Origin of the sequence: Mycobacterium sp. TKK-01-0059 (genome assembly GCF_000709305.1) — a bacterium.
Classification (GTDB): domain Bacteria; phylum Actinomycetota; class Actinomycetes; order Mycobacteriales; family Mycobacteriaceae; genus Mycobacterium; species Mycobacterium intracellulare.
The window spans coordinates 683,446-705,302 of sequence record NZ_KL446993.1; the positions used below are offsets into that span (position 1 = coordinate 683,446).

General features: G+C 69.6%; 21 protein-coding genes. 4 read left to right on the top strand and 17 right to left on the bottom strand.

Annotated features, from left to right (window positions below; all coding sequences use genetic code 11):
• Positions 1-167: 167 nt before the first annotated feature.
• From hpf to K883_RS03540, 12 genes are all read right to left on the bottom strand, one after another.
• Entirely contained in the window at positions 168-836 is a 669-nt protein-coding gene (hpf, locus tag K883_RS03485; protein WP_008259758.1) for a ribosome hibernation-promoting factor, HPF/YfiA family, read from the bottom strand.
• A gap of 303 nt (positions 837-1,139) precedes the next feature.
• Complete coding sequence (locus tag K883_RS03490; RefSeq protein ID WP_036453727.1) at positions 1,140-1,772, bottom strand: ComF family protein; 633 nt, start codon at positions 1,770-1,772, stop codon at positions 1,140-1,142.
• 55 nt (positions 1,773-1,827) lie between these two features.
• Positions 1,828-3,582 (bottom strand): MtrAB system accessory lipoprotein LpqB, encoded by a 1,755-nt coding sequence (lpqB, locus tag K883_RS03495; protein WP_162288424.1) that lies wholly within the window; start codon positions 3,580-3,582, stop codon positions 1,828-1,830.
• Positions 3,582-5,282, bottom strand: a complete 1,701-nt coding sequence (gene mtrB, locus K883_RS03500) for an MtrAB system histidine kinase MtrB (protein ID WP_008259762.1) — start codon at positions 5,280-5,282, stop codon at positions 3,582-3,584. The genes lpqB and mtrB overlap by 1 nt, the downstream gene beginning before the upstream one ends.
• 13 nt (positions 5,283-5,295) lie before the next feature.
• Positions 5,296-5,982, bottom strand: coding sequence for a two-component system response regulator MtrA (gene mtrA, locus K883_RS03505; RefSeq protein ID WP_007168097.1), 687 nt, complete (start codon positions 5,980-5,982; stop codon positions 5,296-5,298).
• 80 nt (positions 5,983-6,062) lie between these two features.
• Positions 6,063-6,695, bottom strand: coding sequence for a dTMP kinase (locus K883_RS03510; RefSeq protein ID WP_036453731.1), 633 nt, complete (start codon positions 6,693-6,695; stop codon positions 6,063-6,065).
• An 89-nt stretch (positions 6,696-6,784) separates the two neighbouring features.
• A complete protein-coding gene (ahcY, locus tag K883_RS03515; protein ID WP_008259773.1) occupies positions 6,785-8,257 on the bottom strand; it encodes an adenosylhomocysteinase in 1,473 nt (490 codons plus the stop codon).
• Positions 8,258-8,376: 119 nt separating this feature from the next.
• Complete coding sequence (locus K883_RS03520; protein ID WP_009957362.1) at positions 8,377-8,973, bottom strand: TetR family transcriptional regulator AlkX; 597 nt, start codon at positions 8,971-8,973, stop codon at positions 8,377-8,379.
• A gap of 77 nt (positions 8,974-9,050) precedes the next feature.
• Positions 9,051-9,236 (bottom strand): rubredoxin, encoded by a 186-nt coding sequence (locus K883_RS03525; protein WP_008259794.1) that lies wholly within the window; start codon positions 9,234-9,236, stop codon positions 9,051-9,053.
• Positions 9,233-9,412 carry a rubredoxin gene (locus K883_RS03530; RefSeq protein ID WP_008259795.1) on the bottom strand — a complete coding sequence of 60 codons (180 nt, stop codon included), beginning with the start codon at positions 9,410-9,412 and terminating at the stop codon, positions 9,233-9,235. Before K883_RS03530 ends, K883_RS03525 begins: the two co-directional genes overlap by 4 nt.
• A complete protein-coding gene (locus tag K883_RS03535) occupies positions 9,409-10,656 on the bottom strand; it encodes an alkane 1-monooxygenase (RefSeq protein ID WP_008259796.1) in 1,248 nt (415 codons plus the stop codon). Before K883_RS03535 ends, K883_RS03530 begins: the two co-directional genes overlap by 4 nt.
• A gap of 102 nt (positions 10,657-10,758) precedes the next feature.
• Complete coding sequence (locus K883_RS03540; protein ID WP_008259797.1) at positions 10,759-12,276, bottom strand: APC family permease; 1,518 nt, start codon at positions 12,274-12,276, stop codon at positions 10,759-10,761.
• A 99-nt stretch (positions 12,277-12,375) separates the two neighbouring features.
• Here K883_RS03540 and K883_RS03545 point away from each other — a divergent pair, with 99 nt between their 5' ends.
• Positions 12,376-13,842 (top strand): FAD-dependent oxidoreductase, encoded by a 1,467-nt coding sequence (locus tag K883_RS03545; RefSeq protein WP_231504902.1) that lies wholly within the window; start codon positions 12,376-12,378, stop codon positions 13,840-13,842.
• A gap of 3 nt (positions 13,843-13,845) precedes the next feature.
• Here the strand turns inward: K883_RS03545 and manA are convergent, their stop codons facing one another.
• The 4 genes from manA to K883_RS03565 all read right to left on the bottom strand — a co-directional run bounded on the left by manA (position 13,846) and on the right by K883_RS03565 (position 18,116).
• Positions 13,846-15,072 carry a mannose-6-phosphate isomerase, class I gene (gene manA / locus K883_RS03550; protein WP_008259799.1) on the bottom strand — a complete coding sequence of 409 codons (1,227 nt, stop codon included), beginning with the start codon at positions 15,070-15,072 and terminating at the stop codon, positions 13,846-13,848.
• Positions 15,073-15,080: 8 nt separating this feature from the next.
• Positions 15,081-16,193 carry a hypothetical protein gene (locus K883_RS03555; RefSeq protein ID WP_036453733.1) on the bottom strand — a complete coding sequence of 371 codons (1,113 nt, stop codon included), beginning with the start codon at positions 16,191-16,193 and terminating at the stop codon, positions 15,081-15,083.
• The gene (locus K883_RS03560; protein ID WP_036453736.1) at positions 16,190-17,587 is read right to left on the bottom strand and encodes a phosphomannomutase/phosphoglucomutase; all 1,398 of its coding nucleotides are present in this window, start codon (positions 17,585-17,587) and stop codon (positions 16,190-16,192) included. Before K883_RS03560 ends, K883_RS03555 begins: the two co-directional genes overlap by 4 nt.
• Before the next feature lie 82 nt (positions 17,588-17,669).
• Positions 17,670-18,116, bottom strand: a complete 447-nt coding sequence (locus tag K883_RS03565) for a DUF3499 domain-containing protein (protein WP_197095494.1) — start codon at positions 18,114-18,116, stop codon at positions 17,670-17,672.
• Positions 18,117-18,317: 201 nt separating this feature from the next.
• On the opposite strand from K883_RS03565, the gene K883_RS03570 reads away from it, so the two are divergent.
• A complete protein-coding gene (locus tag K883_RS03570; RefSeq protein ID WP_008259803.1) occupies positions 18,318-18,740 on the top strand; it encodes a metallopeptidase family protein in 423 nt (140 codons plus the stop codon).
• 16 nt (positions 18,741-18,756) lie between these two features.
• Here the strand turns inward: K883_RS03570 and K883_RS03575 are convergent, their stop codons facing one another.
• Positions 18,757-19,095 carry a WhiB family transcriptional regulator gene (locus K883_RS03575; protein ID WP_014380966.1) on the bottom strand — a complete coding sequence of 113 codons (339 nt, stop codon included), beginning with the start codon at positions 19,093-19,095 and terminating at the stop codon, positions 18,757-18,759.
• Positions 19,096-19,484: 389 nt separating this feature from the next.
• Between K883_RS03575 and cofD the strand changes: the two genes are divergently transcribed.
• Together cofD and K883_RS03585 are read left to right on the top strand one after the other, a co-directional pair.
• On the top strand, positions 19,485-20,486 hold the full coding sequence (gene cofD, locus K883_RS03580) for a 2-phospho-L-lactate transferase (protein WP_014385678.1): 1,002 nt from the start codon (positions 19,485-19,487) through the stop codon (positions 20,484-20,486).
• Positions 20,483-21,835 carry a coenzyme F420-0:L-glutamate ligase gene (locus tag K883_RS03585; RefSeq protein ID WP_014385679.1) on the top strand — a complete coding sequence of 451 codons (1,353 nt, stop codon included), beginning with the start codon at positions 20,483-20,485 and terminating at the stop codon, positions 21,833-21,835. The genes cofD and K883_RS03585 overlap by 4 nt, the downstream gene beginning before the upstream one ends.
• The last annotated feature ends 22 nt before the right edge of the window (positions 21,836-21,857 follow it).

The following is a 21,857-nucleotide window of genomic DNA, read 5'->3' on the forward strand; positions in this document are numbered from 1 at the left end:
CGGCTCCTCCTCATCGCGCTACGCGCTCTGCATCGTCACCGGGCCGGATCGGAGTCTTTGGCGACACCCATCCTAGGTGACGTCGCTCTTTGGGCGCCGAACGTCGACTTGGTGCGCCAGTTTGCCGGGATTCCCGCAATAAGTCGACGTTCGGCGGGGTGACGCGATCAGCCCAGTCGGATCAGGCCGTAGTCGTAGGCGTGGCGCCGGTAGACCACGCACGGCCGCTCGGTGTGCTTGTCGTGGAACAAGAAGAAGTCGTGCCCGACGAGCTCCATCTCGTAGAGCGCGTCGTCGACCGTCATCGGCGTGGCCGGGTGCTCCTTGGTCCGCACGATCCGTCCGGGTTCGTGGTCGGGCTCCACCCCGTCATGCTCGGCGGGCGCCTCGGGCGCGCCGCGCGCCGGTTCGGGGGGCGGCACCGCGGTGGCGGCGGCCAGCGAGACCGGCGTCTTGTCGCCGTAGTGGACCTTGCGGCGGTCCTTGACGCGGCGCAGCCGGCTCTCCAGCTTGTCCACGGCGGATTCGAAGGCGGCGTAGAAACTATTGGCGCAGGCCTCCGCCCGGCTCACGGGGCCGCGGCCGCGGGCGGTGATCTCCACGCGTTGACAAGACTTGCGCTGCCGCCGGTTGGGAGCGTGCTTGAGCTCGACATCGAAAAGGTAGATGGAGCGATCGAACCGCTCGAGGCGGGCGAGCTTTTGGGAGACGTACAGACGGTAATGATCGGGGATTTCAACGTTGCGGCCTTTGAACACAACGTCGGCGGTGGTTGTCGGTTGGGCTTGCCCATCGGTGGCCGAGGGCGGTTGGTCCAGAATCTGACCGGAATCCACGGATAGCCTTGACATACGTGACAACTCATTTCTCTTTACACGTCGCACGCGCGTTGCGTGCCCGGCTGGCTTGATGCGCCGACGAGGTGAGAGCGGTTCGAGACTGGCTACCGCCGCAGGCTGCCCGCCGGTGCAAGGTGTCGATTACTCACCCCTTCCCGCAAGTGGGGCTCAACCTGGGAATATCCCGACCAGTGAGTCAATGAATGTTGATTCCGACGTTAGCTCGTGTTCGCCTACCCATGCCACTAATTTCGCAGAGCTGTTGCGAGTTCTTCACAACCTCTTGGCTGCCGCACACGCTCACGCGGCGGCGATCGCCAGCACCGCGACGACCCGGACCCCCGCGGCTTCCAGAACGCGCACCGACTCCCGCGCCGTCGCCCCGGTGGTGACGATGTCGTCGACGACCATGACGTCGGTGCGCGGCAACCGGCCGCGCAGCACGACGCGCCCGGTGATGTTGCGTTCCCGCGCGGCGGTGCCCAGGCCCACCGAGTCGCGGGTCAATGCCTTGATGCGCAACGCCGGGGCGACGGCGATCTCCGGATGCTGCGCCACCGCGGCGCGGGCCAGCCGGGTGACCGGGTCGCCGCCGCGCCGGCGTGCGGCCGAACGCCGCGTCGGTGCGGGCACGAGGGTCAGCGGGGTATCGACCATCCCCCACGCCAGCAGCCGGTGCACCCCGAGGGCCAGTGCGCGCGCCAGCGGCGCGACGAGATCGGCGCGGCCGTGTTCCTTGAGCGCGAGGATCGCCTGGCGGCGGGCGTTGGCGTAGCGCCCGAGCGCGAACACCGGGACCCCCGCGTCGATGCGCGGGTTCACCACGTGCGGCTCGTCCGGCCGGACGGCCAGCTCGGTGGCGCAGGCGTCGCACCAGCGCGACGATGGCGCCCCGCAGCCGCCGCACTCAGCCGGCAGGACCAAGTCGAGCATGGCGACAGTGTGGCGGACGGGGGTGACAGGGAAGGGCGCCGACGCTGGCGCGCGGTCAGCCCGGCAGCACCGGCGCGGCGCCGGGAATCGTCAGCCCGGGCACGTCCGACCAGCCCTGCTGACCGTCGGCGGACGGCGAATACTGCAGCACCCCTTCGGGTCCCGCGACGTAGGCCGTGGACGGGCTGGCCACCACAGTCGTCACCGGCATCTGCAGACCGCGGGCCGGCGCATCGGAATTCACCCCGTCGATGTTCACGTACGAGACCGGATGGTTGGCGTCGGTGCGGGTCACCACGATGTCTTCGCCGGTGCGCCACGACAGCGACACCACCGAATTGCCCAACCCGAAGCCCAGCCGGCGTGGATACGTGAGGGCGTACTGGCCGGCCTGGGTCTGCTCGACGCTGGCGAGGATCACCTGGCCGCCGATCACCATCGCGGCCCGCGTGCTGTCGCGGGACAGCTGCAAATCGGTGATCGGCCCCGGGAACCGGGTGGCCACCGCCACCGAATCCACCGGAATGCGCGCGGGTTGCCCCGACGCCGGCTCCTGGATCGCCCGGAGCACGTTGTTCCCGTCGACCACGACCCAGACCACGTCGTCCAGTGACCAGGTGGGCCGCGACAGGCTGTGCCCGTCGGCGGACTGCACCGCCTCGGCGCCGAGATCACCGATCCACAAGGAGGCCGCCATGTCCGGGGCGCCGCGGTGCAGCGTCACCACGGACGCCACCTCCCGGCCGCTGCGCGACAACGCGGCGCCGGTCTGATCCCCCATGCGACCGAACGCGCCGGGCACCATCGAGGTGTGCTGCCCGTCCAGCGACACCAGTGAGCCGTTCACCAGGGCGTGCAGCCCGGCGCCCGCGCCGTCGGCCACGCCGGGATCGGTGGCCGCGACATCGGAGGTGGTCCAGCCGTCGCGGAACCGGTCGTCCAGCGGCGCGCCGTCGGCGTTGATCACGTACGGTCCCCGGATATCGGCGCGGGCCAGCGTCCAAATGATCTGCGCCGCAACCAATTGCCTGCTGTGCGGGTCGGTGGTGGACAGCTTCTCCAGATCGACGCGCGCCCCGCCATATCCGCGCCCGATCCCGCTCTTGCCGCCGTCGGCCCGGGTCACCGGCCCGCGCAGCCGCAGCGGCGGGGCGAGCAGGTTGCGGACCGTGTGCGCCATCTCCGGCCGCGGCCCGGCGATCAGCTTGGACACCAGCTCGGTCGCCAACTGGTCGTGGTCGGGCACCGCGACATAGCGCGGATCGGGGACCACGGTCTTGCCGGTCGGGTCGGCGAAGTAGAGGGTATTGCGTTTGTAGGTCGCCTGGAACTGTTGCCAGTCCAGGAAGACTCCGTTGGGCAGGCGGTCGATGCGCCAGCCGCCGGAGGTCTTGACCAATTCGATCGGCCCGGGATCGGGCAGCACGCCCTCGGCGGTTTCGAACACCCCCATGTCGGACAGCGACCCCAGGATGTCCGCCCGCATGGTCGCCGAAACACGTTCGGCAGCACGGGTTTCCACGAATACGACGTGGTCGATCAGCAGCGCGCTGCCGGCGTCGTCCCAGGAATTGGATGCCGACTGGGTGAGGAACTGGCGGGCGGCCAGGTGCCGGTTCGCCGGATCGGCTGTGGCCTTGAGGAATTCGCGCAGCAGCACGTCGGGGTCCATGCCCGGGGTCGGCTTGGGCAGGTTCGACGGCGCCGGCCGCTCGACGGTGCCGATCGCCTGCGGCGCCGATGAGCTGGGCACCCCGGCGCAGCCCGCCAGCAGGACGGCCAGCATCAGCAGGCCCAGCAGGCGCCGCATCACAGGGTCCTCTCGGCGTGCTCACGCTGGCGCTGCGGACGCTCCTTGCGCTCGGACCCGCCGGCCTGCGGGGCGGGACCACCCGGCTGGGAAGGCTGCGGAATCGGTTTCATGGGCAGCGGGCTGGTGGTGACCTTATGGCCCCGGACCAGCGGCAGCGTCAGCCGGAAGCACGAGCCGTCGCCGGGTTCGCCCCACGCCTCCAGCCGGCCCTGGTGCAGCCGCGCGTCCTCGATGCTGATCGCCAGGCCGAGCCCGGTGCCGCCGGACCGGCGCACCCGCGAGGGGTCCGCGCGCCAGAACCGGCTGAAGACCAGCTTCTCCTCGCCCGGCCGCAGCCCGACCCCGTAGTCGCGGACGGTGACCGCGACCGTGTCCTCGTCGGCGCCCATCCGGATCTTGACCGGCTTGTGCTCGGCGTGGTCGATGGCGTTGGCGATCAGGTTGCGCAGGATCCGCTCCACCCGGCGGGTGTCGACCTCGGCGATCACCTCGTGCGTCGGCAAATCCACCTGCAGTTCGATGCCGGCGTCCTCGGCCAGATGCCCCACGTTGCTCAGCGCGCTGCGCACGGTGGTGCGCAGGTCGACCGCCTCGACGGACAGCTCGGCGACACCGGCGTCGTGCCGGGAGATCTCCAGCAGGTCGTTGAGCAGCGACTCGAACCGGTCCAGCTCGCTGACCATCAGCTCGGTGGAGCGCGCCAGCGTCGGGTCGAGGTCCGCGCTGTGGTCATAGATCAGGTCGGCGGCCATGCGCACCGTGGTCAGCGGGGTGCGCAGCTCGTGGCTCACGTCAGAAGTGAAGCGGCGCTGCAGGTTACCGAACTCCTCCAATTGGGTGATCTGTCGCGACAGGCTTTCGGCCATGTCGTTGAACGACATCGCCAGCCGCGCCATGTCGTCCTCGCCGCGCACCGGCATCCGTTCGGACAGGTGCCCCTCGGCGAACCGTTCGGCGATGCGCGACGCCGACCGCACCGGCACCACCACCTGCCGCGACACCAACAGCGCGATCCCTGCCAGCAGCACCAGCAGCACCGCGCCGCCGGTGATCATGGTGCCGCGCACCAGCTGGATGGTGGCCTGCTCGTTCTTCAGCGGGAAGATCAGGTACAGCTCCAGGTTGGCCACCTGAGACGACGCCGGGGTGCCGACGATCAGCGCCGGTCCGGAGAAGCCGTCGGTGTGCACGGTCGCGTACTGGTAGGACGCCTGCCCGGCCTTGACGAAGCCGCGCAGGGAATTGGGCACCTGGTCGACGGGACCGGCCGTGGTCGCGGCGCGCGGTCCGTCGCCCGGCACCATCAGCACCGCGTCGAAGGCGCCGGCCATCCCCGCGCCGGAGGCCTGGTCGGTCTTGGACGTCAGCGTGTTGCGGGCCAGCTGCAGGCTGCTGTCCAGCGAGCGCGCCTCCTCGCCGTTCACGATCCCACCGACCGTGGTGCGCGCCCGCTCGATCTGCTCGATGGCGGCCTTGACCTTGACGTCGAGCACGCGATTGGTGACCTGAGACGTCAATACGAAGCCGAGCGCCAGGATGACCGCCAGCGACAGCCCAAGCGTCAGCGCGACGACCCGCAACTGCAGCGAGCGGCGCCAGGCGATGGCGACGGCCCGACTCACCGCGCCCATGCCGCGAGTCATGGGGCCGGAGCGCCCCCAGCGGCTCCGTGTGCGTCGCCGGGAGCCCCAGATCACGTGTTCCTACCGGTCACGGAGGTCCGGCCTTGTACCCAACTCCTCGAACGGTCAACACCACGGTCGGGTTCTCAGGGTCTTTCTCGACCTTGGCCCGCAGACGCTGGACGTGCACGTTCACCAGGCGGGTATCCGCCGGGTGACGATAGCCCCACACCTGTTCGAGCAGCACATCACGAGTAAACACCTGCCGCGGTTTGCGCGCCAACGCCACCAGCAGGTCGAACTCCAGCGGGGTCAGCGAGATCTGTTCGCCGTTGCGCGTGACCTTGTGCGCGGGCACGTCGATCTCGACATCGGCGATGGAGAGCATCTCGGCGGGCTCGTCGTCGTTGCGCCGCAGCCGCGCCCGCACCCGGGCCACCAGCTCCTTGGGCTTGAACGGCTTCATGATGTAGTCGTCGGCGCCCGACTCGAGGCCAAGGACCACGTCGACGGTGTCGGTCTTGGCGGTCAGCATCACGATCGGCACGCCGGAATCGGCGCGCAACACCCGACACACGTCGATGCCGTTCATGCCGGGCAGCATCAGGTCCAACAACACCAGATCGGGGCGCAGTTCGCGCACCGCAGTCAGGGCCTGGGTGCCGTCACCGATGACCGCAGTGTCGAAACCCTCCCCACGAAGCACGATGGTGAGCATCTCGGCTAGCGAAGCGTCGTCATCGACGACCAAAATCCTTTGCCTCATGGAGTCCATGGTGTCACCAGATCGGGACAAAACTCGGGCGCCACACGGGCGTTTCTTCTCCGATACGGCCGAATCGTGACAAATCTGTGCTATCTGGCCATCAAACTGGCGGCCAAACCACCCGGATCGACGTCTTTGTCGACGACCCGCCACGGGCCGCCCCAGCCCGCGGCCGCCAGCCCCGCGTAGACGTCGCCGGTGCGTTGCTGGAGCTCGTCGTCGCGTTCGTAGCTGTCGCGCGCCCGGCCCGGATCGGATGCGGCGCGGCTGCGCGCCCGCTGCCCGGCCAGTTCGGCCGGCACCGCCAGCAGCACCTGCCAGTCGGGCGCGGGCAGACCCAGGCGCTGGTATTCGAGGCCGTGCACCCACGCCACCGCCGGCCCGCCCGCGTCCTGATGCAGGCGCGCGGCGGTGTAGGCCGCGTTGGACGCGACGTAACGGTCCATGATCACCACGTCGTGGTCGCGGCGCAGCCCCTCGAGCTGCTCGACCGCGGCGGCGCGGTCGAGCGCGAAGAGGGTCGCCATCGCGTAGACCGAGGACGCCAGGTCCCCGTGCTCGCCGTGCAGCGCCTCGGCCGCGATGTCGGCGGTCACCGATTGCCCGTACCGCGGGAAGGCCAGCGTGGCCACCGACCGCCCGGCCGCTTCGAAAGCGGACAGCAACCCTTCGGCTAACGTCCGCTTGCCGGCGCCGTCGACGCCTTCGATCGCGATCAGCACGGCGCGAGCCTAATCCCTCGCCGAGTGCCCGGCTGGCCGGGCACTCGGTGCCGAACGCCCGGCTGGCCGGGCGTTCGGCCAAAGCCGGCTCAGTAGCGGTAGTGGTCGGCCTTGTAGGGGCCGTCGACGTCGACGCCGATGTACTCGGCCTGCTCCTTGGTCAGCTTGGTCAGCTTGCCACCGAGCGCCTCGACGTGGATGCGGGCCACCTTCTCGTCGAGGTGCTTGGGCAGCCGGTAGACCTCGTTGTCGTACTCGTCGTTCTTGGTCCACAGCTCGATCTGCGCGATGACCTGGTTGGAGAAGCTGTTGCTCATCACGAACGACGGGTGCCCGGTGGCGTTGCCGAGGTTCAGCAGCCGGCCCTCGGAGAGCACGATGATCGACTTGCCGGTGTCCGGGAAGGTCCACAGGTCGACCTGCGGGCGGATGTTGGTCTTGGTGGCGCCGGACTTCTCGAGCCGGGCGATCTGGATCTCGTTGTCGAAGTGGCCGATGTTGCCCAGGATCGCCTTGTCCTTCATCGCCTTCATGTGCTCGAGGGTGATGATGTCCTTGTTGCCGGTGGTCGTGATGATGATGTCGGCTTCGCCGATCACGTCCTCCACCCGCTTGACGTCGAAGCCCTCCATCAGCGCCTGCAGGGCGTTGATCGGGTCGATCTCGGTGACCGTCACCCGGGCGCCCTGGCCGGCCACCGACTCGGCCGAACCCTTACCGACGTCGCCGTAGCCGCAGATCAGCACCTTCTTGCCGCCGATCAGCACGTCGGTGCCGCGGTTGATGCCGTCGATCAGTGAGTGCCGGCAGCCGTACTTGTTGTCGAACTTGGATTTGGTGACCGAGTCGTTGACGTTGATCGCCGGGAACGCGAGGTCGCCGGCGGCGGCGAACTGGTAGAGCCGCAGCACGCCGGTGGTGGTCTCCTCCGAGACGCCCTTGATCGACGCGGCGATCTTGGTCCACTTGTCCTTGTCGGTCTCGAAGCGCTTGCGCAGCAGGTTGAGGAACACCCGGTGCTCGGTCGAGTCGTCCTCGTCGTCGGGCGGCACCACGCCGGCCTTCTCGTACTGCGCGCCGCGCAGCACCAGCATGGTGGCATCCCCGCCGTCGTCCAGGATCATGTTGGCCGGCTCGTCGGGCCAGGTCAGCACCTGCTCGGCCGCCCACCAGTACTCCTCGAGCGTCTCGCCCTTCCACGCGTACACCGGCACACCCTTGGGTTCTTCGGGGGTGCCGTGCGGGCCGACGACGACGGCCGCGGCGGCGTGGTCCTGGGTGGAGAAGATGTTGCAGGACGCCCACCGCACCTCGGCGCCCAGCGCGACGAGGGTCTCGATCAGCACCGCGGTCTGCACGGTCATGTGCAGCGAACCCGAGATGCGCGCGCCCTTGAGCGGCTGCACGTCGTGGTACTCGCGGCGCAGCGACATCAGACCGGGCATCTCCTGCTCGGAGAGCTCGATGTCCCGGCGACCGTAATCCGCCAACGACAAATCGGCGACCTTGAAGTCGATGCCGTTTCGAACGTCGGGGGTGAGTGCGTTTTCGGTCGTCGTCATGGCTTCTCTTCCTTTTTCTGCCGTCTCGGGGCTCGCTCGGATCCAAGCGGTAATTAGCTTAGGTATGTTCTTGCGCCACTGTAGTCGTGCGCCCGAGCGCCGCACGGGCCAGGGAACGTTCAGGGAACCTTGACGACGCCGTGCCGCTCGGCGAACGGGGTCATCAGCCGCGCCAGGTCGGCGGCCACGTCGTGGTCGGCCTCGGGCGGCATCGACACATAGCTCAGCGCCAGCCGCACGATGGCGCGCGCCAGCACGCCGGCATCCTCGTCGCTGGTGGCCACCCAGCTGTGCGTGAGCGCGGTGGTCAGCCGCTCGGAGGCCCGCGTGATGATGGGCGCGCTGCCGGTGGTGATGATCTGCAGCAGGTCCGGCTTGGCGACGCCGGTCAGCAGCGAGATCACCAGCGGATCGGCCGACAGCTCGGTGAACAGGTCGCGGAAGCCCTGCAGGAACGCCGCATAAATGTCGCCGACGTGGGCACCCAGCGCGGCGTTGACGGCGTCGACCAGGCGGTCGGCCAGGCGCAGGCCGTATCCCTGCGCCAGCCCCTGCCGCGAGCCGAACTCGTTGTAGATGGTCTGCCGGCTGATGCCCGCGGCGCGGGCCACGTCGGACAGGGTGATGGCCGACCAGTCCCGGGTCAGCAGCTCCTCGCGCATCGCGTCGAGCACCGAGTCACGCAGCAGGGCGCGCGACGCCTCGGCGTACGGCATCCGCTTCACAGGCGCGACAATAGTGGCTCGCAAGCCGAAATCGGCTCTTTCGCTACTGGCGGTGGCGGCCGAAGGAATCACGAACGGGCGATCTCCACCATCTCGAAGTCGGTTTTGGCCGCGCCGCAATCCGGGCAGCTCCAGTCCTCCGGGATGTCGGCCCACCGGGTTCCGGGCGCGATGCCGTCCTCCGGCCACCCCTTCGCCTCGTCGTACTCGAATCCGCATTGGACGCAGACGAAAAGCTTGTAGTCCTCGCTCATCGGTTCACTCCTATCGGGCTGGTTTCGAAATCGACCTTCTCGCGCACCGCGCAATCGGGGCAGCACCAGTCGTCGGGAATGTCGCTGAAGGGCGTGCCCGGCGGAAAGCCTTCCCGCGGAGCGCCTTTCGCCTCGTCGTAGATGTAGTCGCAGCCTGGGCAGCGGTAGGCGGTCATGCGCGGGCCTCCTGGGCCCCGTAGCGCGCCAGCAGCTTCTCGCGGAGCCGCGGCTGGATGTTGACCCGGGTGATGTCACCGTCGTAGTGCGCCAGCACCCGGTGGTCCATGACCTTGCGCCACAGCGGCGGGAAGTACGTGAGCGAGATCATCGACGCGTACCCGCTGGGCAGGTTGGGCGAGCCGTCCAGGCTGCGCAGCGTCTGGTAGCGCCGCGTCGGGTTGGCGTGGTGATCGCTGTGCCGCTGCAGGTGATACAGGAACAGGTTGGTCACCACGTGGTCGGAGTTCCAGCTGTGCGCGGGGGTGCACCGCTCGTAGCGGCCGCTCGAATTCTGTTGCCGCAGAAGGCCGTAGTGCTCGAGGTAGTTGACCGCCTCGAGCAGGCTGAAGCCGAAGACCGCCTGGACGATCACGAACGGGATCAGCGCCGGGCCGAAGACCGCGATCAGGATCCCCCACAGCACCACCGACATGGCCCAGGCGTTGAGCACGTCGTTGGACGGGTAGGTGAGGGGGTTCCAGGGATTCTTGCCCAGCCGGCGAATCCGCTGGGCCTCCAGCCGCAGCGACGAGCGCAGGCTCCCGAAGACGCTGCGCGGCAAGAACTCCCAGAAGGTTTCCCCGAAGCGCGACGACGCGGGATCCTCCGGGGTGGCGACCCGCACGTGGTGGCCGCGGTTGTGCTCGATGTAGAAGTGGCCGTAGCAGGTCTGCGCCAGCGTGATCTTGGACAGCCAGCGCTCCAGCGAATCCTTCTTGTGGCCCATCTCGTGGGCGGTGTTGATGCCGACGCCGCCCAGCACCCCGACCGACAGCGCCACGCCGAGCTTGCCCGCCCATCCCAGCGGCCCGTCGAAGCCGAGCCAGCTCAGGTTCGACGCGGTGAACAGGTAGGCGCCGAAGACCACGCTGAGGTACTGGAACGGCAGGAACGCGTAGGTGCAGTAGCGGTAGTACCTGTCGTTCTCGAGGCGCTCCATCACCTCGTCGGGCGGGTTCTGCCCGTCGGGCCCAAAGCGCAGGTCCAGGATCGGCAGCAGGACGTAGAGCAGGATCGGCCCGATCCACAGCGGCGCCTGCGCGGCGGCGTGCCAGCCGAGCCGGTTCAGCGCCCAGACGAGCGGCAGCATCACGAACAACGCCGTCGGCGCGATCAGCCCCATCAGCCAGAGTCGGCGCTTCTTGTCCCGCCACGCGGGCGCGCCGGCTGCCTGTTCTACCTGCGGTTCGAGTGTGGTCATCTGCCCAACCTCCTTGTGAGTCACACCACGTTGAGATTGGACAATACCGGCGTTTGCGTCTCCTGTCTAGACAAACACCATGATTTTGTAAACCCGCCGCCGCTACGGCACCGGGCTGTTCGGGTCCGCCTCGAGCGAGTCGCTCGGCTCGGGCGCCACCGCCTCCCGCTCGCCCTGCACCGAATGCCGGTAGCCGTAGCCGACGTAGATCGCCGTGCCGACCACCAGCCAGACCCCGAACCGGACCCAGGTGAGCGCGGTGAGGTTGAGCATCAGCCACACGCAGGCCGCGATCGAGGCGATCGGAAGCAGCGGCACCCACGGCGCCTTGAAACCGCGCTCCAAGTCCGGCCGGGTCCGGCGCAGCACGATCACGCCGGCGGAGACCAGGACGAACGCGAACAGCGTGCCCACGTTGACCATCTCCTCGAGCTTGGTGATGGGGAACACCGAAGCGGTCACGGCCACCACCAGGGCGACCAGCACGGTGATCCGCACCGGGGTGCCCCGCGAACCGGTCTTGGCCAGCGAGCGCGGCAACAGCCCGTCGCGCGCCATCGCGAACAGCACCCGGCACTGGCCGAGCATCAGCACCATCACCACGGTGGTCAGCCCCGCGAGCGCGCCGATCGAGATGATCTTGCTGGCCCAGTGAATGCCGTTCGCGGTGAAGGCGGTCGCCAGGTTGGCCTGCCCGCGGCCCGGGACCGTCTTGAGCTGCGTGTAGGACACCATGCCCGACAGCACGACCGCGACCGCGACGTAGAGCAGGGTCACGATGCCCAGCGACGCCAGGATCCCGCGGGGGACGTCGCGCTGCGGATGCTTGGTCTCCTCGGCCATGGTGGCCACGATGTCGAATCCGATGAACGCGAAGAAGACGATGGACGCCCCCGCCAACACGCCGTACCAGCCGTAGTGGCTGCTGTGCGCCCCCGTCAGCAACGACAAGACCGATTGGTCGATGCCCTTGGCCTCGCTGCTGGCCTCCGGTTTGGGAACGAACGGCGAATAGTTGGCGCGCTTGATGTAGAAGACCCCGACCACCACGACGAACAGCACGACCGACACCTTGATGCCGGTGACCACCGCGGAGAACCTCGACGACAGCTTGGTGCCCAACGCGATCAGCGTCGCCACCCCCGCGACGATCACCAGCGCGCCCCAGTCGACCTGGGCCGATCCGAATTCGGCTGTGCCACCGGCGAACCCGAACACGGTGCCCAGGTAGCTCGACCAGCCCTTGGCCACCACGGCGGCGCCGATCGCCAATTCCAGCAGCAGGTTCCAGCCGATGATCCAGGCCAAGAACTCACCGAAGGTCGCATACGAGAAGGTATAGGCGCTACCGGCCACCGGCAGCGTCGAGGCGAACTCGGCGTAACACAGCGCCGCGAGCGCGCAGGTGCCCGCCGCGATCACGAACGACAGCCAGATGGACGGCCCGGTGATGTCGCCGGTCGTCGACGCGGTGACCGTGAAGATGCCGGCGCCGATCACCACCGCGACGCCGAAGACGACCAGGTCCCACATGGTCAGGTCCTTGCGCAACTTGGTGTCCGGCTCGTCGGTGTCGGCGATCGACTGTTCCACCGACTTCGTGCGCCACCGATTGGCCATGCAACCGCCCTTTCCCAACGCTGGGAGCCATTGGTCCGACACAGTACTGGGTACTCCCCCCAGATGCCGGACAGCAAAGCAGACGCGCGGGACCACGCGCTGGTCATCGGGGGGAGCATCGCCGGGCTGTGCGCCGCGCGGGTGCTGTCGGACGCGTATTCGCGGGTCACCGTCTACGAGCGCGACGAGTTGCCGGCCTTCCCGGCGAACCGGGCGACGGTCCCCCAGGACCGGCACCTGCACATGTTGATGGCGCGCGGCGCGATCGAATTCGAGAACCTCTTTCCCGGCCTGCTCGACGACATGGTGGCCGCGGGCGTGCCGAAGCTGAAGAACCGGCCCGACTGCATCCACCTCGGCGCGGCGGGCCACGTCCTGGGCACGGGGCAAACCCTGCGCGACGAATTCACCGCCTACGTGCCGAGCCGGCCGCACCTGGAATGGCAGTTGCGCAAACGGGTTCACGACCTCGACAACGTCACCATCGTGCGGCGCTCGGTGGCCGAACCGCGGTTCGACCCCGCGCGACAACGGGTGACCGGTGCGCTGGTGGATCCGGCCGATCCCGACGGCGGGGAGCCGGAATTCGTCGGCGCGGACCTCGTCGTCGACGCGGCGGGGCGGGGTACCCGGCTGCCGGTGTGGTTGGCGCAGTGGGGTTTTGCGCGCCCCGTCGAACAGGCCGTCGACATCGGCATCAACTACGCCACCCAGCAGTTCCGCATTCCCGACGGGCTGATCGCAGAGAAGGTCGTCGTCGCCGGCGCCTCCCACGACCAGTCCCTGGGGCTGGGCATGCTGTGCTACGAGGACGGCACCTGGGTCCTGACCACGTTCGGCGTGGCCGACGTCAAACCGCCGAGAACGTTTCCCGAAATGCTGGGTCTGGCCGGGCAGCTGCTTCCGGGCCGCTTCAGCGTGGCGCTGGCACAGGCCGAGCCGCTAGGCGATCCGGCCTTCCACGCGTTCCCGGCCAGCCGGTGGCGCCGCTACGACAAACTGGAGCGCTTCCCCGGCGGCATCATCGCCTTCGGCGACGCGGTGGCCAGCTTCAATCCGACCTTCGGCCAGGGCATGACGATGACCTCCCTGCAGGCCGGCCATCTGCGCCGCGCGCTGCAAGGCCCCGACGATCAACTCGCCGCGACGCTGCACCGCGCCACCGCCAGGAGCACCTTCCCGGTGTGGATGATGAACGCCATCGGCGACATCACCTTCCACCACGCCGGCACGAAGGGGCCGATTCCCTGGTGGTGGCGGCCCTCCGGCGCGCTGTTCGACCAATTCCTCGGCGCCGCCGAAACCGAACCCGTTCTGGCGGAATGGTTTTTGCGCCGGTTCTCCCTGCTGGACAGCCTCTACATGGTGCCGCCGCCGCGGATCATCGGCCGCGCCATCGCGCACAACGCGCGCCTGTGGTTAGGCGAGCGTCGTCAGGCGGTCAGGCAGCGGCGCGTGGCGACCGCAAACGCGGCCGCGGCGACCGCAAGCGCGGCGGAGCCGGGCGAAGCGGGTCGCCGCGCTCGGCACCAGCCGGGCGCTGCGGGTCGCCACCATCAGTCCTAGCCGCTACAGCCCTACCGTCGCCCTGAACAACTTGCTCGGCTCGTGCGCGACCAGCCGGATCGGGGCGTCGTCGGCCGCCACCCACGCGGCCATCCCCCGCTTGAGCGTCAGCGAGCCGGACTTGCCGTGCACCGTCGTGGAACCCTGGATGCACAACAGGATCTGCGGGCCGTCGTGGCTGCACGTCGCATCCACCTCGTGGCCGACGTACTCGTCTTCGAGGTCCAGCAGCGCGACGGCGAACTCGTCGGTCGGCGTCTCATAGATCAGCCCGAAGCCCTCGCGGCGGATGTGCGGCCGCAACTGCTCCTCGGTGGTGGGCGCGAAGTCCAGGACCCGCAGCAGCTCGGGCACGTCGACGTGCTTGGGGGTCAGCCCACCCCGTAACACGTTGTCGGAGTTGGCCATCACCTCCACCGCGAAACCCCGCAGGTAGGTGTGCAGGTTGCCGGCCGACACGAAGATGGCCTCACCCGGGCCCAGGCTGACGCGGTTGAGCAGCAACGCCGCCAGCACGCCGGCGTCGCCGGGATAGCGCTCGCCGAGCTCGAGCACCGTCTTGGCCTCGGCCGCGAATTCGGTTGCCCCCGAACTGAGGTACGCGATCGCGCCGTCCAGCACGGCGGGCACCAGCACGTCGATGTCGGGCTGCGGGGCGGTGATCCACGTGGTGAACAGCGCGCGCAGGCCGTCGGCGTCGGACTGGTCGTTCAGCAGATCGATGAAGGGGTCGAGGTCGGAGACCGCCAGGGCCCGCAGCAGCTCGACGGTGCGCGACACCTGGCGGAAGCCCGCGAGCGCCTCGAACGGGTGCAGCGCCACCAGCAGCTCCGGCTTGTGCGAGGTGTCCCGATAGTTGCGCACCGGCGAGGTCAGCGGGATGCCGACCCGCTCCTCGCGCAGGTAGCCCTCGGCCGCCTGCGCGGCGCTCGGGTGCGCCTGCAGCGACAGCGGCTCGTCGGCGGCCAGCACCTTGACGAGGAACGGCAGCACGTCCCCGAAGCGGGCCCGCGACCCGGGGCCGAGCTGGCCCTCGGGGTCGGCGTCGAGCGCCTCGAGCAACGTGATCTCACCGTTGTCGGTTTCCAGCCAGGCCGGGTCGCCCGGGTGGGCGCCGAACCAGAGCTCGGCCTCCGGATGCGCCGCCGGCACCGGACGTTCGGTGAACTCGGCGATCGCGGTACGCGAACCCCACGCGTACGTTCTCAAGGCCCCGCGAAGCAGTTCCACTGTTCTATTTATCCCCGCACCAGTCGCATGTAAACCGCGGCCATCTCCAGCCGGACGGCTAATACTGCCAGCTGCTGCTCGACGCGACCGGGACCCCCCAGCGCAGGCGAAACACCGGAGCCGGCCGAGCCGCCGGGTCCGTCGGGCACATCCTCGGCGGCGAGCAGGTACACGTCGTCGAGCCCGGCCGTCCGGGCGGCCACCACCGTCTGCTCGGCCGCCAGGATGATCGCCAGCACCCGCAGCCGCGGCGGCAGCGGCCCGTCGATCTCCTCGTCGTGGAACAGGGCGGCGTCCGGATCGGCGATGCCGCCCCCGAAACCGGACGAGGCCGCGGCGCGCAGGGCGACCACCGCGTCCGCCAGCCCGGTGGCCGGGGTGACCTGGTTCGCGATCCGCAGCAGCACCGAGCTGCCGTGCCGGGCCAGGGCCAGCGTCGCGGCGCCGTCGCCGGCCAGCGCGATCTGGCGGTCGGCGATGCGCGCGGCCAGCAGCTTGGCCGGATTGGTGAACAGCTCGCGGGCGGCGCTGTTGCGCAGCGCCTCGGTGTCGAGCTCGTCGGCGAGCAACGCCAGGTCCACGCTGGGCCGTGGGTCGACGGCGTGCACCACGGCGAGCCCGGCGGCCAGATACCGGCACAGCCCGAATTCGTCGGGAACCCCCAGCCGGGGCGCCAGCACCGCCGCGTGCCCGGCCGTGGCGTCGCGCAACGGACCCTCGTAGGGCGCGGCCACCACGACCCGCGCGCCACGGCGCACCCCGGTCGCGGCGGCGGCGACGAGCGCGGGGTCGCCGGGGTCGTCACCCGCGACGATCAGCACGTCGAGCGGCCCCACCCACGGGGGTGCCTCGCCGGCCAGCGTGAACGGCTGGGACGCCACCGAATTCAACGTCGCGGCCAGGATCGCCCCGGCGGTCTCGGCGGTGCCGCGGCCCGACACCCAGATCACGCTGCGCGGCCGGTCCTCGGCGCGCAACGGGTCCAGCGCGCCCTCCTCGACCGCGGTGACGATCGCACGCACCTGCGCGCCGGCCGACGACGCCGCCCGCAGCAGGCCGTCGCGGTCGGCGGTCAGCAGGCCGTCGGTGTCTTCGAGATCGATTGCCTGGGTGGCGTTCACGGGGCGGCCTCCGCGCGCGGGGTCTGCGCGGCGATTTCGGCGCTGATCTGGGCGACCACGGCGCCGACGTCCTCGGCGGTGCGGCCCTCCACGTTGAGCCGCAGCAGCGGCTCGGTGTTCGAGCTGCGCAGGTTGAACCAGTTGCCGTCGCCCAGGTCGACCGTCACGCCGTCCACGTGATCGAGGGAGTGGATGCGGGTGCCGAACGATCTCAGCACCGCCTCGGTGCACTGCGCGGCGTCGGCCACGGTGAAGTTGATCTCGCCGGAGGATTCGTAGCGCTGGTAGTCCGCGGTCAGCTCGGACAGCGGGCGGTCCTGCTCGCCGAGCGCGGCAAGCACGTACAGCGCGGCCAGCATTCCGGAGTCGGCGCCCCAGAAGTCGCGGAAGTAGTAGTGGGCCGAATGTTCGCCGCCGAAGATCGCGCCGGTGTCGGCCATCAGCGCCTTGATATAGGAGTGGCCCACCCGCGAGCGCAGCGGTGTGCCGCCGCGCTCGCTCACCAGTTCGGGCACCGCGCGCGAGGTGATCACGTTGTGGATGATCGTCGCGCCGATCTCGCGGCCCAGCTCGCGCGCGGCCACCAGGCTGGTCACCGTCGACGGCGACACGGGGTTGCCGCGTTCGTCGACCACGAAGCAGCGGTCGGCGTCCCCGTCGAAGGCCAGCCCTATATCAGCACCGACGGCGCGGACGAAATTTTGCAAATCGACCAGATTGGCGGGTTCGAGCGGGTTGGCCTCGTGATTGGGGAAGGAGCCGTCGAGCTCGAAGTACAACGGCAACAACGTGATCGAGCCGATCGGGCCGAGCACCGCGGGGGTGGTCAGGCCGGCCATGCCGTTGCCGGCGTCGACGGCCACGCGCAGCGGGCGCAGGCCCGAGGTGTCCACCAGGGACCGCAGGTATTGCCCGTAGTCGGCCAGCACGTCGCGGTCGGAGACCGTGCCGGGTGGGCCGTCGTGGCGCTGCACGCCGGCGATGACGTCGTCGGCGATGACGCGCAATCCGCTCTCGGCGCCGACCGGTTTGGCCCCCGCCCGGCAGAGCTTGATTCCGTTGTAGGCGGCGGGGTTATGGCTCGCGGTGAACATCGCGCCCGGGCAGTCCAGCAACCCGGAGGCGAAGTAGAGCTGATCGGTGGACGCCAGACCGACGCGCACGACGTCGAGGCCCTGGCCGGTGACGCCGGCGGCGAAGGCGGCCGCCAGGGTGGGCGAACTGTCGCGCATGTCGTGGCCGATCACGACTTGGCGGGCGCCCTCGGCGCGCATCAGTCTGGCGAAGGCTGCGCCCAGATCGGTGACCAGCGGCTGGTCGAGCTCTTCGCCGACTAGACCACGCACGTCGTACGCCTTGACGACACGGTGGACAGTCGCGGCGGGCCGAGACATGCGGGACTCCTGACGACGTGAACTCTTGGCCGTCAGCCTATCGGGCCGAAGAGAACACGAGCCGCGGTGCGGGCGGATTCGCCTAGTCGCTGGGATCGGGCAACACGCGCAGGTGCCCGCGGCGCCTTCCGGACCGATGCTCCGGCGGGGCGAGCACGCTGCTGCTGGGCGCGGTGGCCTGGGTGCCGCCATGACGGAGGCGCGAGTCGGCGAAGCCGTTCACGGGCGTTGGGGCGCCGCCGTACGGCGCGCCGCGATCCCCCGAACCTCCTTCGCGGACGGCGTCGGCCAGGGCGACCAGGTCGTCCTCGTCGGGGTGGGTGGGCAGGGGGCCGGCATGGCGCACCAGCTCCCATCCGCGGGGGGCGGTGATGCGGCCGGCGTGGTTGACGCACAGATCCCAGGAGTGCGGTTCCCGAGCGGTCGCCAGCGGGCCGACGACTGCCGTCGAGTCCGAATAGACGAACGTTAGGGTCGCCACGGCGTAGTGCGGGCACCCGGGCCGGCAACAGCGACGGGGAACGTTCACGCTCGAAAGGCTATCGTGCGCAAACGCCGCCGAAGCGCCGGACACGCGCAACCGGACGGCCGCCGATGTCCAACCGTTACCATCGGCCCGATGAGTGAATCCCGCGGCGATTCGCGCAGCTCCCCGCGAAGAGATCGGTTTTCGGACGGATCGGCTCCGCGCCGGCCGGCCGGCCATCGACGGTTCCGCCGGGGTCGCGAGATGCGCGGGGCGTTGCTGCCCCCCAGCGTGCCGGGGTGGCGCAGCCGCGCCGAGCGGTTCGACATGGCGGTGCTGGAGGCCTACGAGCCCATCGAGCGGAGCTGGCAGGACCGGCTGGCCGACCTCGACGTGGCGGTCGATGAGATTCCGCGGATCGCGGCCAAGGATCCCGACAGCGTGCAGTGGCCGGCCGAGGTGATCGCCGACGGGCCGATCCCCCTGGCCCGGTTGATCCCGGCCGGTGTCGACATCCGCGGCAACTCCACGCGGGCGCGAATTGTCTTGTTCCGCAAGCCAATTGAGCGACGGGCTAAGGACACCATCGAACTCGGCGACTTGCTGCACGAAATCCTGGTGGCCCAGGTCGCCATCTATCTCGACGTTGAGCCATCGGTCATCGATCCGACGATCGACGACGAATAACGACGGTGCGCGGCTTTTAGATGATGCCGCGCTTGAGGCGGCGGCGCTCGCGTTCGGAGAGACCGCCCCAGATCCCGAAGCGCTCATCATGCTCGAGGGCGTACTCGAGGCACTCGTGGCGCACCTCGCAACCCAGGCAGATCTTCTTGGCCTCGCGGGTGGAACCACCCTTTTCCGGGAAGAAGGCCTCGGGGTCGGTCTGGGCGCACAGCGCCCGGTCCTGCCACTGGTCGGCGACGGGCGCCGGCAACGGCTCGGGCTCGAATGCGCCTGGCGCATCAGGAACCACGGTCAAATGCGGCCGGGCGGGTCGGGCCGGCGCCGAGTCGATCGGGGTGTGCGGCGTGCTCGCCATTGCGCCTCGAAAAGTTTCGTAAGACATACGGTCGTCCGCCTCCTCAGCTTGATTGAGAAAGAGTGATTGATTTCCCACTGTTCTGATGTACAGACAATTCGAACAAGTGATCGAATCTCGGTCTGCGACACCGGAGTCGGCCGGCCAACCGGGAAATGACACTGATGTGATTAGACACGGGTTGATCTGCCGGGTCAAGCACTTCGGCGCATTTCCATACCATCTCGTGATCGAATTTCGGCGTTTCTGTTGCTTTGGGCCGTCGGCGTGTTGATCACATAGCTCACAACTTCCCCACAAGTCGTGGGGAGCCCCGACTTTGAGGCAGGCCCGACGGGCCCACCACCGCACGCTCGTCGGGCAGTACTGTCGTGCTGTGTGAGGCTCAAGTGAAGGTCACCGTCCTGGTCGGTGGGGTTGGCGGCGCCCGCTTCCTGCTGGGGATTCAACAGTTGTTCGGGCTGGGTCAGTTTCACACGCAAGGGCGCCCAGACACGAAAGCCGGCAGTCACGAGCTGACGGCGATCGTCAACGTTGGCGATGACGCCTGGATCCACGGACTGCGAGTCTGCCCCGATTTGGACACCTGCATGTACACCTTAGGTGGAGGTGTCGACCCGGAGCGAGGGTGGGGGCACCGCGACGAAACCTGGCACGCCAAAGAGGAATTGGCGCGCTACGGGGTGCAGCCGGACTGGTTCGGACTCGGCGACCGCGACCTGGGCACCCACCTGGTGCGCACCCAGATGCTCAACGCCGGCTACCCGCTGTCGCAGATCACCACGGCGCTGTGCGACCGCTGGCAACCGGGCGCGCGGCTGCTGCCCGTCACCGACGACCGCTGCGAGACGCACGTGGTGATAACCGATCCCGACGACGGCGGCCGGCGGGCCATCCACTTCCAGGAATGGTGGGTGCGCTACCGCGCCCAGGTGCCCACCCACAGCTTCGCGTTCGTCGGCGCCGAAAAGGCAGCGGCCACAACCGAAGCCACAGCGGCCATCGCCGAGGCGGACGTCATCCTGCTGGCCCCGTCGAATCCGGTGGTGAGCGTCGGCGCCATCCTGGCGGTCCCCGGCGTTCGCGGCGCGCTGCGGGCGGCGAAGGCCCCGGTCGTCGGCTACTCGCCGATCATCGGTGGAAAGCCGTTGCGCGGCATGGCCGATGCCTGCCTGTCGGTGATCGGCGTCGAGTCCACCGCCGAGGCCGTCGGCCGCCACTACGGCGCGCGTCGGGGCACCGGCATCCTGGATGGCTGGCTGGTGAGTGAAGGCGACGGCGCCGACATCGAGGGCGTCGCGGTGCGCTCGGTGCCGCTGGTGATGACCGACCCCGAGGCGACCGCCGAGATGGTCCGCGCCGGGCTGGAGCTGGCGGGGGTGGCGTTTTGACCCCCTCCCCCGGCGAGCACGGCACCGCCGCCGCGATCGAGATCCTGCCCGTCGCCGGGCTGCCCGAATTCCGGCCGGGCGACGATCTGGGCGCGGCCGTCGCCGCGGCCGCGCCGTGGCTGCGCGACGGCGACGTCGTGGTGGTCACCAGCAAGGCGGTGTCCAAATGCGAGGGCCGGCTGGTGCCGGCGCCCCGCGACCCGGAGGAGCGCGATCGGCTGCGGCGCAAGCTGGTCGACGACGAGGCCGTTCGGGTGCTGGCCCGCAAGGGCAAGACCTTGATCACCGAGAGCCGGATCGGGCTGGTGCAGGCCGCCGCGGGCGTGGACGGCTCCAACGTCGGGCGCGACGAGTTGGCCCTGCTGCCCGTCGACCCGGATGGCAGCGCCGCCACGCTGCGCGCCGCGCTGCGCGAGCGGCTCGGCGTCGAGGTCGCCGTCGTCATCACCGACACCATGGGCCGCGCCTGGCGCAACGGCCAGACCGACGCGGCGGTGGGCGCCGCGGGACTGGCTGTGCTGCACGGCTATTCGGGGGCGCTCGACCAGCACGGCAACGAGTTGCTGGTCACCGAGGTCGCGATCGCCGACGAGATCGCCGCGGCCGCCGACCTGGTCAAGGGCAAACTGACCGCGATGCCGGTGGCGGTGGTGCGCGGCCTGTCCGTGACCGACGACGGCTCGACGGCACGGGACTTGTTGCGGCCCGGCACCGAAGACCTGTTCTGGCTCGGCACGGCCGAGGCGATCGACATGGGCCGCCGCGAGGCGCAGCTGCTGCGCCGATCGGTGCGCCGGTTCAGCGCCGAGCCGGTCCCGGCCGATCTGGTGGAGGCGGCCGTCGCCGAGGCCCTCACCGCGCCGGCCCCCCACCACACCCGCCCGGTGCGGTTCGTCTGGCTGCAGCACCCGGGCACCCGGGCCCGGCTGCTGGACCGCATGAAGGACAAGTGGCGCAGCGACCTCGCCGGCGACGGCAGGCCCGCCGAGGCCATCGAGCGCCGGGTGGCGCGCGGCCAGATCCTCTACGACGCGCCCGAAGTCGTCATCCCGATCCTGGTTCCCGACGGCGCCCACTCCTATCCGGACGCCGCCCGCACCGACGCCGAGCACACCATGTTCACCGTGGCCGTCGGGGCGGCCGTGCAGGCCCTGCTGGTCGCGCTGGCGGTGCGCGGGCTGGGCAGCTGCTGGATCGGGTCGACGATCTTCGCCGCCGACCTGGTGCGCGCCGAGCTCGACCTGCCCGCCGACTGGGAGCCGTTGGGCGCCATCGCCATCGGCTACGCCGCCGAGCCCGCCGGCCCGCGCGACGCCGCGGATCCCGGGGACCTGCTGATCCGCAAGTGAGCCGTCGTTTTTCCGAGATACT

Excerpts from the sequence above, each read along its gene's own strand:
- K883_RS03520 (WP_009957362.1), bottom strand. The coding sequence starts at position 8,973 with ATGCCGTACGCCGAGGCGTCGCGCGCCCTGCTGCGTGACTCGGTGCTC.
- K883_RS03535 (WP_008259796.1), bottom strand. The coding sequence starts at position 10,656 with ATGACCACACTCGAACCGCAGGTAGAACAGGCAGCCGGCGCGCCCGCG.
- ahcY (WP_008259773.1), bottom strand. The coding sequence starts at position 8,257 with ATGACGACGACCGAAAACGCACTCACCCCCGACGTTCGAAACGGCATC.
- K883_RS03540 (WP_008259797.1), bottom strand. The coding sequence starts at position 12,276 with ATGGCCAATCGGTGGCGCACGAAGTCGGTGGAACAGTCGATCGCCGAC.
- K883_RS03570 (WP_008259803.1), top strand. The coding sequence starts at position 18,318 with ATGCGCGGGGCGTTGCTGCCCCCCAGCGTGCCGGGGTGGCGCAGCCGC.
- mtrA (WP_007168097.1), bottom strand. The coding sequence starts at position 5,982 with ATGGACTCCATGAGGCAAAGGATTTTGGTCGTCGATGACGACGCTTCG.
- K883_RS03575 (WP_014380966.1), bottom strand. The coding sequence starts at position 19,095 with ATGGCGAGCACGCCGCACACCCCGATCGACTCGGCGCCGGCCCGACCC.
- K883_RS03490 (WP_036453727.1), bottom strand. The coding sequence starts at position 1,772 with ATGCTCGACTTGGTCCTGCCGGCTGAGTGCGGCGGCTGCGGGGCGCCA.
- K883_RS03560 (WP_036453736.1), bottom strand. The coding sequence starts at position 17,587 with ATGTCTCGGCCCGCCGCGACTGTCCACCGTGTCGTCAAGGCGTACGAC.
- K883_RS03530 (WP_008259795.1), bottom strand. The coding sequence starts at position 9,412 with ATGACCGCCTACCGCTGCCCAGGCTGCGACTACATCTACGACGAGGCG.
- K883_RS03525 (WP_008259794.1), bottom strand. The coding sequence starts at position 9,236 with ATGAGCGAGGACTACAAGCTTTTCGTCTGCGTCCAATGCGGATTCGAG.
- lpqB (WP_162288424.1), bottom strand. The coding sequence starts at position 3,582 with ATGCGGCGCCTGCTGGGCCTGCTGATGCTGGCCGTCCTGCTGGCGGGC.